The organism is Lunatibacter salilacus (assembly GCF_009797935.1).
GTDB classification, from domain to species: Bacteria; Bacteroidota; Bacteroidia; order Cytophagales; family Cyclobacteriaceae; genus Lunatibacter; species Lunatibacter salilacus.
Genome location: NZ_VOLC01000008.1, coordinates 66,331 through 78,184, shown reverse-complemented (window position 1 = coordinate 78,184; position 11,854 = coordinate 66,331). Strand labels below are relative to the sequence as shown.

The following is an 11,854-nucleotide window of genomic DNA, read 5'->3' as shown; positions in this document are numbered from 1 at the left end:
TGAGAAGAGTAATACGTGACCCAAAGGTCTTTTTTGTGGAAAATCATATCTGAGTAGTTGGTGTCCCCTCAACCGGGCAACAGGATGGTCGATTCAATACTCCCTCGAAGTTCGGTGGTAAAATTACCACTTTTCGTACCTCCTCCCTCCTGAATCCGAATTCCGGTAGGTATGATCAAGTCCACCCAGGTTGATGTCGTCACATTATACAAAAAAGCACGGATGTTACATCACTTTGACGACAAATTCCATCCCTCTTCAAGATTTTTTAAGTAATCTACGCTGCTGTTTCCCCGTCTCCCAGGTTTTGCTATGAGTGACGACCTCTGTACACCCCAGGACTTTGGTCTTCCGGATGCGGCTTCGGGTAGGCTTGGATTTGGTGCATATTGAAAAGAGTAAGCAAGAAGGCCATGGAATTTGGTCACCGTTAACCACCCGCCGGCTAGATGGACCCAACTGGTTATAAAAAGGTGTCTCAAATCCGGAACAGCCGCCTACATGTAGTACTGATAGTGCTGCGCGATACACTTCTTTTGTCAGTATTTCGCATGCTTCTCCCGCTCTTTTGCGGTTAAAACCCCAAAACATATCGCCAAATATCCCTTTCACCCGGTTTTTGAATTGGTAAGCAGGGCTCTTACATCCGGTTAGGTATTGTGAGAATAAATGTAGTAAAAAAATGACTGGTACTATTTTTCACATTAATGATTTTATTTTTTGAAGCTCCTTTTTTTATTTTAAATTTTACATTTAATTATTAAATTTAAGATAATAAATAAACGTTTTATGAAGTCTGTAGAAATTAGATTACCCCAGGATTTTGATAAATCATTTATTGTATTTAAAGAAAAAGGAAAATTTATCTCCTGTCCCTGGCATTACCATCCTGAATATGAACTGGTCTTAGTTTTGAAAAGTACCGGAAAAAGAATTGTAGGTGATCATATCGGTCATTTTCAAACAGGAGACCTGGTCTGTGTTGGACCATATCTGCCGCATGTTTGGGTAAATGATTCCATTTATGTAAATGGACAGGCTAAACATGGGGTTTATGCCATTGTAATCCATTTTAAGGAAGATTTTTTGGGAGAGGAATTTATGAAAATACCGGAAATGGACGCTTTCAGGAATTTTCTATTCCTATCCCAAAGGGGAATGGCCTTTACTGGAAAAACCAAGGACCAAATCAATGCATTGTTAATTAGTATGATCAATATGAACGGACTACAGCGGATTTCTAGTCTGTTATCTATTTTCGACATCTTGTCCAAAACAAAAGAATACGAATTATTGGCAAGCCCCGGATATGTAAGGCAATTTGAATATCCGAAAATAGACAGACTTTCAAAAATCAAGGAGTATATTCTGGAAAATTTCAACAAAGACATCTCACTTCCGGAAGTAGCAGCTATGTCCAATATGGCGATCACTACTTTCTGTAATTTTTTTAAGGATCAATGCCGAAGCACCTTTGTGGAATATCTAAATTCCATCAGAATAGGACACGCATGTAAATTACTTTTGGAAAATGATGAAAACGTGGTGGAAATAGCCTTTAAATGTGGCTTTAACAACCTTGCGAATTTCAATAGACAGTTTAAAAAATATAAATCCATGACACCTACCCAATATCGGAAATTGGTTAATATTACTGAAGTGGCCTAATTCAAAATTAATTTTTGGTCAGTGCTGTAAGTTCAACTTTTCCTACAAACATCTCAGCCCCCTCTGACTGGATTTGAATCTTTCCCTTCTTTGGTTTTACATTTGTGGCATGGTTGACCAATATACCGTTTAAAAAAATGGTGATATCTTCCCCAACTACCACACATTCCAGCAGATTCCATTCCCCTACAGGTTTTTCAACATCCCTTCCTCCCCGGAAGCCCAATTCATCTTTCCATTCCGGATCACGGCCATACCAGTTGATTCTTCCTTTATTAACCGTTACATACTCGCCTCCCGGTTGAAATACCGGACTAGACCCCTGCTTTTCTGAAGCAACAGGACTGGTAATTGAAAATTTATCCGTTCCATCTCCCACCACAATAAAATCCCCGGTACCGCCTTCAATGATTTGACATTCAATCGAATTCATCCAAATCCCGGAATATCCACCATCTTTACCTTGGGAATGTAACAAAACCCCACTGTCCCTGGTCTTATCCTCCCTGGGCGCAAAGGTTTTCTCCCCCCATTTGAATTGTACAGCTAACTTATAATTCTTGTAATTTTTATCGGTGGTTATGCAGCCCCATTCTTCACCGGATATGCGGATCAGACCATCCTGAACCGTAAACACCTGCTTTGGGTCATTGTTTCTTCCCCGGTCCTGAAGAAAAACATACCAACCATCCAGGTTATTACCATTGAATAAAGACGTGGTTTTACCTTCTTTATATAATGCATTTTCATATCCCTTTGTTACCTGAGCATTGCCGTCTTCCATTATAAGTGTCAGAGGTATTAAAAAAGAAAGAATTAAAATTGCGGTTTTTTTCATGATTGTTTTTTTTTTGGATTAATTAATATTTATTCGATTTTGATACTCAACTCCCACCAGATTTTAGAAAAGCAATTAGATTGGCCATGTCTTCCTTCGTCATGGTCTGTTCCAGTCCATCCGGCATTAAAGAAAGTCCGGGATTATGGATAGAAACTATGTTGGTGCGAAGGATGGATTCATTGCTTCCAAAAGCTGTTCGAAGGGTCATGCTATTTTCAGATTCCGCGGATATCCACCCAGAAATAGACCTGCCGTCTTTTGTTTGGATGGTAATTGCTTGATAAGCAGGCAATACTTCATAATTGGGAACAATTGTATGTAAAAGCAACGCATCCCCAGGCTGGTTGTTTACCCCTGTAAGATCAGGGCCAACTTCACCACCCTCTCCTGCGTAGGTATGACAGGAAGAACAGGTTTTCTCAAATACCCCTTTCCCTGACACCGGGTCTCCTGGATTTTCCAATATGCTAAGAAATTCTTCGTAAACCTGCATTCTACCACCGCTTTCCAGGTCCTCAAACAGAAAAGCTGCCTTATCCCGTACTTTGGTATTGGCATCATTCATCAGCCTCTGCCGGATCATGGAAGGGATTTCCGCAGGCGCCACTACCTTGTCCTCTATTGCTGAAAACAACTGGAGTACCGTTGGACTTCTGGCTACAAGGGCTGAAATCACCGCAGATTTAATCTGAGGGGTGTACGCAGACCAGCCATCGCCAGCAAGCAGTATCTTCCCGCTCCTTGGATCATTCAACCTTGCCAAAGCCCTTACTGCCTCGAGCTGTATTTCCGGAGGGTTTTGTGCCGCAAGCAATTCTTTCAGCGAAGCTCCAGCTATTGCAAATTCGGTATAGCCCAGGACTGCAGTAGCCACCAATCTGGACCTAAGGGGCTCATTTTTCTCCATGGCCACATCCGCTACATTATCAATAAAGGATGTTAATTCCTCCTTACCGGTGCCAGGTGACTTCATTCTTGCCAAGGCAAAGAAAAGCCCATTGTCAGTCTTAATTTGGTCTCGTCCTTCAAGACCCTTCAACAGCCCTAGTGCAGTGGCCATCCGCCAATCAAGTCCACCTTCAGTGGTAACCATGTCTTCCAGGAGGACTTGGCACTCCTCAGCTGAGCCGGCATTGCCAAACAGTTCACCAAGATCCTGCATCATAGCGGCAAATGGTCCATTTTGAATTGGATCGGTTCTTCTGAATCTTTCTAAAAATTCGGGAAGCTGATTTCCGATACCACTCAAAACTGCGGCCCGGGACCATTGATTGTCCCCATCTCTTGCAGCCACCTTTGCCAGGGCATGGATTACTTTTTCACCCGACTCCGACCCCAATTCCAATGAAGCGAGATACCTGACACGGATTTCCCCATCTTCTGTAGCTTCAATCAAAGAATGGATCAATTCCGGATATTGGTCCTTTAATTTTCCCGCCAGTAGAACTGCCTGCTCTCTTACTCCAGCATCCTTGTCTTTTATCGCCCGTTTCAGAATTTCCCCCTTTAAAGCATCCAGACTTTCAAGAATCCACAGCGATCGGGCCCTTCCTTCAGGCAACTCTCCCTTTTCTGACAATTCTGTCAACAAGGGGACGGCAGTAATGTCCGATCTTTCCAATAATAAACGGTGGGCAGTGGCCCTGACCCATTCTTCCTCAAATTCCAGGTAGGACACCAAATCCTTTATACTGGTTGAAGATCCCAGACTGTGTTCCCTGTTTTTCTTTGGCTGTGTAAAATCCTTGTTTACGATCCTATAAATCCTGCCCATGTTTCTTCCACTTTCAAAATCCAATCCCCCTCTCGCAGTTTCAGGAACATAGGATGGGTGATCGATCACTTTTCTATACATGTCGGCGAGGTAGAGGGCACCGTCGGGTCCGTGGCTCAGAAAAACCGGATTGAACCAACTGTCAGAAGATGCCAAAAATTCACGGTTTTCGTAAGCCCGTTCAGAACGAAAGGAAACCCCATCCGCACTCATAATCTGTCTTTGAACCAAGTTTTGGGCAGGTTCACATATAAATGCATTGCCCCTGTGATCCGCATTTAGGGCCGTCCCGTTATAGACTATAGGGCTACAGGCAGATGTAAAGGTCCCTTTATGTGAAAGACCAATTAACTTAGGTATAAAATCCGCAGAAGTCACCGCGTTGCTAATAGGGTATACAACTGCCTCTGCCTCGGCCTTGGCCACATTCTGTACCGTTTGGTTAAACAGAAGGTGGGGATTTCGTTTTAGATACCAGGGCTCAATAACTATCTGTTGCAAAGGATGTCTGTTGGAAGCCCCAAAACGTCGGCCATAAGGATCAAAGGTCAATCCAAATTGACTTCTGCCTCCCGTTGTCTGAAATTCCAGCGTTTCGGGATGAAACCGGCCATCAGCGGGTGAAAAAGCAACCGCGTCCCGGTCGGGGTGTTCGGGGGATGTCACATTACCCCCATTTAAACCGCTTGTAACATAAATCCAGCCATCCATGCCAAGTGTAGGATGGCTGGTTCTGATCTGAGCAGTTTTGTCCGCATTAAACCCCGTAAGCACCACCTTTTGAACATCGGCTTTTCCATCTCCATTGGTATCCTTAAAATAATAAATGTCAGGTGCACAGGTTACAAATACCCCACCACGCCAAACCATGATCCCGTTGGGATAGGTGAGTCCGGTCACCAATTCGGTCCTGTGGTCAAATCTCCCGTCACCATCCCTGTCCTCCAACCGGGCAATTATGCCGGATTTTGTGGGGGTTCCCCCCTCTGCCGGGTCCGGATAACCCCTGTTCTCGGCTACATACATTACACCGTTCTCATCAAAAGCAAAAGCAGAAGGATCTCCTACCAGGGGATCCGCCGCAATCAATTCAATGCGCAGACCAGGCTCCAACTGAAAGCTGGCCAGTCCATTTTTAAGAAGAACCGAATCTTCATAGGTGAATAAGGGGGAATTTACCGGGTAATCCTGCAATTCAAATGTAACTTCATCCGTTTCAGCCTGTTCCTCCTGCTTATTTTCACATGCCCAAAACCCAAATAATGGAGAAAGTAAAAGGAGTAAAAAAAATGGTTGCTGAAATAAATATTTTAATTTATGTGTGGTCATAATTACTTTTAAACAACGTTAAATGCCCTATTGTTGGGGCAAATTAGCTTCTAATTCGCATTCTATTCAACCCAATTCTGGTTTCACATTTCCATAACTCCAAGGTTCTCCGTTGAACGGGGGAACCTTAACCGCTTTGGGAATATTTCCCGGCTTCAGTTTTTGAACCAGTTTTACTCCAAGTTCCACCATTTTATTTCCCGCTTCGATTTCCAAATTACTATAGGCAGTTAACCTTGTCTCATACCCTCCCCCATTAGGATCGAAAGCTTCTTTGGTAGGCACATATCCCACACACCCGTTGGCCATAGATACCGGAAAGGTAAAGGGAAAATGGCTTTGTTTCTTTATATCCAGTCCCAATTGGCAGAAAAATTCTGCGGGATTGGATACAAAAACCGCAGGTCCGATCTGGAGGACCTGAATTTCCACTGGAGAAGTTTTCCCTTTTTTTAAAAGCGAATCCAACAAAACGATTTCCTTTGCAAAGGTCCATTCGGTTGCTCCCACTTCTTTAGGATCTTTCCGTGCCAATTCATAACTTTTCTCCACTTTCCCCTTTTCCGGAACCCTTCTGCCCATCATGACCACTTCACTTTTGGAGTTCAGGGGCAGCAATATTCCTCTTGGCATATCCAACAGTACCTTCACAGCCTCGGCACCCACTTTGGCGCCTACAAATCGTGCCCAGGCTTCGCCGGAACGGTTGGCCTCAGGATTTAAGTTATCCACCTGCGTGACATCCCCACTTGCCCCCTGTAGAAAAACTACTACGCATTCTGTACCCATCGCTCCTTTGATGGTCTGTTCCATATAATAAACCCAATTTGCAGATGTACCACCTGGATTGGTTGTGGTATGACAGGCGAAATTAACAATACAGCCAATACATTTACCCTCCTTGTCCCAGGTACCGATCACCCCTACATCCGGATCAATGGGACCGGCAACTTCCAGGATATCCGGATTCAGTTGGCCTGGATGCGTATAGGTTAAGCCGTTTTTCATCCTAAACCGACGGTTAAAGGATACTGTATCTTCACTGCCTGTACCTATACCCATGGCAACTTCCTGAATGGAATTCACTGCTTCGCAGGTGGTTTTTATTATTTGTTTTTCTACAAAATCAAGGTATTTGGGATCGGCACATGAGGATTTTTCATAAGCCAGAAACTGAACAAATTCATCGGCATGATCAAATTCCCCGGGTTGTACCATAGCCGTAGGTCCAGAAGAATGGGAATGAGAAGCGCCGATTAGGATATTCTCCTGAGGAACGCCACAGGCAGCATTAATCTGGTCCCTGACGTTTTGAATCAGAGGGGGATACACCGCCAGCGCATCCACTCCGATAAGTACCAATTTTGTTGCACCATCCTCAAAAACGGATACTCTTACTTTACAGGGATCATGAAAGGTAGTATGGTAGGATTTGCCATAGTTTCCGGGTTGCTCCATACCGATTTCCGGGCTGATATCCCCTTCGGCATAGCCTGCTTTCATGAATTCCAATTTTGGTTTCGTGTTGTCTGAATCGTTCCTAATTCCGGACTCTGCGTAGCTGTTGAAAGGGAAAAAATCAGAAAAACCAAAAGCCGCAGAAGCTGCGACGGAATTTTTTATGAATTTTCTTCTGGAATTATGTTGTGATTTTTTCATACTAGAATAAAATATTTAGGACAAATTAAATCCTCCAATCAATTTACACGAAACAAAAACATTATCATTCCAATGTTTGAAATAGAGCCAACAATTCCTGTACAATCTTCTGCGAGGCAGAAAATTCTACTTTGTTAACTGTCAGCCATGTTTCATAGCCACCAAGGGCATGTTGTTCCGGTGTGGGCAGATATCCTCCCCAACCATTCGCCAAACTGACGGTAAATACCGGCTGCAAATTACTTTTGAATTTAATTTCTAAGCCAGTTTCCGCAAACACTTCAAAGGGAATACCGGCGACCCCCAAGTCCCCGATGCGGAACGCCTGTAGAATAATATCCACCTTATCCGGCCATTCTTCTTCCATTTGCAATAAGCTTTCTGCAAATATTATTTCAAGGGGATGTTGGGAAGACTTTTTGGTGCTGCTTCCTTCCATCAATGCATGGCTGTTCTTTAGCATTTCCGGTGTTGCCCTACGTACCTCCAAGCTGATTTCTTTTTGGGCCGCCTGCAACTTAACCCAATCTTGGTGTTTGACATTGGCATAAACCCTTATAACTTCCTTAGCCAGATCATCTGCCACCAAACGCATTTTCTCATAGGGAGTATGTTTTTCCGCCGGCGTGCCGAAGTTGAGGTTGTTTATATCTCCCGAGGTTCCGTTAGACATCATTCCCACAAAAGGGGGATCTTGTCGGTCTGCCCCTAATAGTTGTTGAATCCGGTCCGCAAAAACGCCAAAATAGTCCGCAGACAGATGTCCTTTGGGAACCCCACCTACATAGTGAAGGGAATAGTTTGCCATAAGAGCAATGGGACGCCCATCCATTGATTGAACTGAAACAAAGGCAATTTCAGGATCTGTGGGACCAGCAGGAACCAGCAAATCAGGGTTTTCAAATCCAGGATTCATCCGGACCTGATCCATTTGCCCAAAGGGATTGATTACCTTTTCCTTCATTTTCCAGCGACGGTTGAAAACATGCTGTGGAACCTGTCCAGAACCCCAGCCAATTTTGGCCGGTTCTAAGTTGTTGCGGGCAATGATAATTCCATCTACAATTCGTTCTACCAGAAAATTCTGGTACCCGACCAGCGGTTTTTGTTCGTTCCAAGAGCACCACCCCAGCTCATCCCCGGTTTCTCCGCCCCCAGCCCCAATGCAGGAATGGGTATGGGTTGCGGACATCATCATATGGGATACCGGAATACCGGTTTTCAGCTGGATCTGTCGCTTGGCCTCGTCAAAAACCTCCCGTTTGATCGCCACATTATCCACTATAACCCATACCAATTGGGTACTGCCATCATCCAAAACCAAAGTCCTGGAATGAAGTTCATCATGAACATGCACTCCAGGAGGGGGGGTACCAAAATTACCCACAATTCCCAAACCCAAAGGCGGTGTAATATTACTGGTTGAAGCTCCTGCACGGAATATCGCTGATTCGGAATCCGCAAGCAGATTTTGTCCCATTGCGATCTGGCAAAGAATGGTTAAAATGGAAAAACTGCCAAAAAATCCTATGGCCTTACGAATTGTCTCACAGTATTTCATACGAATTTATTTTGCCCCTGCCAATCTCTTTAATTTATTTTTAATTCAAATTACATTAAATTTTCGGATATCCATTCCTGAATAGTATTGCTTATTTGGACAACCGGCAAAATACCGAAAACCGCCGGAGGTAAATTGTCTCTAAAATAAAATTCATTGCCTTACCATTGGACATTCATTTTACCTTAATTACTTTTGCCAAGTTCCTCAAGCATTTTTATAGCGGTTTTCACCAATAATTCCCCTCCTCCCGGAGCCAGTCTTGAATTGACGGTTTCATAACCTCCACCTGAAAAGGCTTCCATTGTAGGTACATAGGCAATATGGCAATTGGTCAATTCAATGACGAGAGTCTGTTTAAAGGGGGATTTTTCCTTTATCGCCAACCCCAGTTCCACAAAAACCTCCCCTGGCACTCCCACAATGGCAAATTCATTCCCTATCCGGAATACCTGAACCTCTAATGGTATTTTCCAGGGTCGCTCACCAATGGTTGGCGGAATGGCTTCTGTCCTGCGCATCCGTTCCAAGGAACGGATTTTCAGACGTCTCCTGCGTTCCAGAAAGGCGGATTCCACATAGAGAGGCGGGGCCTCCTCCTGATGTGCCCATTCCAATTCTTTTTGGGTGAAGTGTTGCAAAGGTGCATATACAATAGACGACAGGCTTTCAAATTTGCCTATACCCAAAGCTTTCAATTGGTCCGGTTCAACCGCCTGAGCCAGGGCTTTACCGATAACTTCGGATGAAGGGCGCGGAATACTTCCCGAAACATCGACATGGTTAATATTGCCACAGGCCCCTGCCGCAAATACCGACACGAATTGATCCCCATACATAGAGGCGAGGCCCTTAGCTAAAAATCCCGGGTAATCTGCACTGAATGCGGTCCCCCCAAAGGTATCCGCATGAACCGCAAAATTGCTCAAGCCAGCAATTGGCCGGTTATCCGACTTCTTTCGTAGCAGCAAGATTTCAAAAACAGGGTCAACTGGACCGGTGGTTCTGCTGATCTGAGGGTTCATCACGCCTGGGTTTGTGGTCATTTTCCCATCCTTCATTAAAAACCTACGGTTAAAAGCAATGTCATCCACTAATCCAGAACCGGATTCCAGCATGACAGGAACAGCGTTATCATGGGCCTTAGATACTGCCTCAACCATCTTCTCGGCCAGCCAGGTAGGATAGGAGTCATTTTCTCCAGTAGTATTAATTGTATCAAAAGGAATTCGCAGTTTACCAGTCAATTCACGTATGTTAGGATGGTACGCAGGACCGGTATGGGTATGGGTGGCTGATACAATAATATTGTGGTAGGGAATCCCCATGTCGGCTTCAATCTTTGTTCGGACTTTGATGGAAAGGTCCCTCTCGATCCAAAGAAGGTCGCAGACCAGGATGGCAAATTTTTCATCCCCCTCCATTAAAACCATTGCTTTTGCAAAAAGAGGGTCATGTGTTCCTGTACTTGCCCCTCTATAATGAGGATAACCACTCTCTTGGGGAGTAATTTCAATCTGGGCTGCTCCTCCAAAGATTTCCGGGGTTTGGGCAAATGTAGATTTTGAAGCTGCCATTTCCCCTAAAGAAATAAGAAATAGAAGTATAAAGATTCTATTAGGGCGGATTGGTTTTTCGTTTATCACTTTTATTCTAAAACTTGTTTCAAAATCCGTAAAATATTTCAAACCCACCAGGTTAATTATAGCAAAGGTGTTGGTTTTGATTAAGCGAGCGACTCCCTTAGCTGTAAAAAAGATCGGTCCCTTTCTACGACGCCGGAAAATGTTCCATTCCAACTATTTTTGGACCACCCCTAAGCAAATCCGGAAACCATCCCGGGAATCAGAATAACTGGTACTTTGAAGCCCCAACCGCACAGCAACCCGGGCATTGCCGGGGACATCATAGTAATTACCCCCACGGCAAACCGGCCGGTAATTGTTTTCCACAGAATGAAATGTCTCATGTCCACCCTTCGGATCGAAATGGTCCAAAACAATTTCCCAAACGTTCCCCAACATATCCGCAAGCCCAAAGCTGTTGCGTCCCAGTTCCTTATAGTGGTCCACGGGGGAGACAAATGCAAAGCCATCGCTCCAGGGTGCATTGGCCAGAGGCCAGATCTTATTCCGGCCGGGAAGAAAATCCACGGCGGAAATATTGAACCTGCCTTCTCCATCGCTTAGGTCGTTTCCCCACCAAAAATAGTGGCTTTCCTGTCCGGCCCTGCAGGAATATTCCCACTCGGCTTCGGTCGGTAAACGGTATTCCATTCCATCGGGCAGGTTTCCCGCAGCCTTCTCCTTTTCAGTCAACCATGCGCAGAACGCATTTCCATCATTCCAGCTCACACTTACTACCGGATAGCTGTCCCGCAAGGGGAATCCAAAATTCGGATCACGCCAACTCTTGCCTTCCAGCTTAATCCAGGGGTGCGGAGGGGCAAGACCTGAAATTTTCCATTCAGGGTTGAAAACCTGGGTTACTCCACCCGGTTTCTCAGCATCCGTAACGTAGCCCGTCTCCTCAACAAACCGCTTGAATTGACCGACCGTAACTTCGGTTCTTCCCATCCAAAAACCGTTTTTCACTTCCATTGGACGGGGAAATTCTCCCTCATAGGATTCCCTTTCTGTTCCCGGTGTGGCTCCCCCCTCGGTACCGGTGGCCCAGGCTTTTTCTTCCGGTGTACTTCCCATTTTAAATTTTCCTGGAGGGATATAAACCACTTCTAGGGATACGTCGGCTCCCAAATCAATTAATTTTGTTACAATTTTATCCGAAGGATCGGTAATTTTAATTGAATCCCGTTCAGGCATTCCCATTGGATCAGTCAGCGCTGTAAGGGATGGGGATCCAAAAATTCCGCCAAGAACAAAAATCAGACTAAACACGTTTGTTATCATAATTGACATTTTTTGAATTTCTGAACGGGTTGGGTTGCATTGAAGGTGAAGCTAGCTTCAAGAGATTCCCGCCAAATCTTTTTTCGTTTTTTAATCTAGAAAGAGAAATTCGA

Annotated in this window: 9 protein-coding genes; 1 reads left to right on the top strand and 8 read right to left on the bottom strand. The window is 44.6% G+C overall.

Annotation, left to right across the window (positions count from 1 at the left end):
• Positions 1-68: 68 nt before the first annotated feature.
• Both FQ608_RS27775 and FQ608_RS12365 read right to left on the bottom strand, forming a co-directional pair.
• Positions 69-203 (bottom strand): hypothetical protein, encoded by a 135-nt coding sequence (locus tag FQ608_RS27775; protein ID WP_262885498.1) that lies wholly within the window; start codon positions 201-203, stop codon positions 69-71.
• A 55-nt stretch (positions 204-258) separates the two neighbouring features.
• Positions 259-612, bottom strand: a complete 354-nt coding sequence (locus tag FQ608_RS12365; protein ID WP_158858548.1) for a hypothetical protein — start codon at positions 610-612, stop codon at positions 259-261.
• A gap of 177 nt (positions 613-789) precedes the next feature.
• On the opposite strand from FQ608_RS12365, the gene FQ608_RS12360 reads away from it, so the two are divergent.
• On the top strand, positions 790-1,668 hold the full coding sequence (locus tag FQ608_RS12360; protein WP_158858547.1) for an AraC family transcriptional regulator: 879 nt from the start codon (positions 790-792) through the stop codon (positions 1,666-1,668).
• A gap of 7 nt (positions 1,669-1,675) precedes the next feature.
• Here FQ608_RS12360 and FQ608_RS12355 read toward each other — a convergent pair whose 3' ends face one another.
• The 6 genes from FQ608_RS12355 to FQ608_RS12330 form a co-directional block, all read right to left on the bottom strand.
• Positions 1,676-2,506 carry a 3-keto-disaccharide hydrolase gene (locus FQ608_RS12355; protein WP_158858546.1) on the bottom strand — a complete coding sequence of 277 codons (831 nt, stop codon included), beginning with the start codon at positions 2,504-2,506 and terminating at the stop codon, positions 1,676-1,678.
• A 46-nt stretch (positions 2,507-2,552) separates the two neighbouring features.
• A complete protein-coding gene (locus FQ608_RS12350; RefSeq protein ID WP_158858545.1) occupies positions 2,553-5,612 on the bottom strand; it encodes a PVC-type heme-binding CxxCH protein in 3,060 nt (1,019 codons plus the stop codon).
• Positions 5,613-5,678: 66 nt separating this feature from the next.
• Positions 5,679-7,271, bottom strand: coding sequence for a hypothetical protein (locus FQ608_RS12345; protein ID WP_199856367.1), 1,593 nt, complete (start codon positions 7,269-7,271; stop codon positions 5,679-5,681).
• A 64-nt stretch (positions 7,272-7,335) separates the two neighbouring features.
• On the bottom strand, positions 7,336-8,832 hold the full coding sequence (locus FQ608_RS12340) for a neutral/alkaline non-lysosomal ceramidase N-terminal domain-containing protein (RefSeq protein WP_199856366.1): 1,497 nt from the start codon (positions 8,830-8,832) through the stop codon (positions 7,336-7,338).
• Positions 8,833-9,017: 185 nt separating this feature from the next.
• Positions 9,018-10,409, bottom strand: coding sequence for a neutral/alkaline non-lysosomal ceramidase N-terminal domain-containing protein (locus FQ608_RS12335; protein ID WP_158858544.1), 1,392 nt, complete (start codon positions 10,407-10,409; stop codon positions 9,018-9,020).
• Between the two features lie 222 nt (positions 10,410-10,631).
• Positions 10,632-11,741, bottom strand: a complete 1,110-nt coding sequence (locus tag FQ608_RS12330; protein ID WP_158858543.1) for a formylglycine-generating enzyme family protein — start codon at positions 11,739-11,741, stop codon at positions 10,632-10,634.
• Between the last annotated feature and the right edge of the window lie 113 nt (positions 11,742-11,854).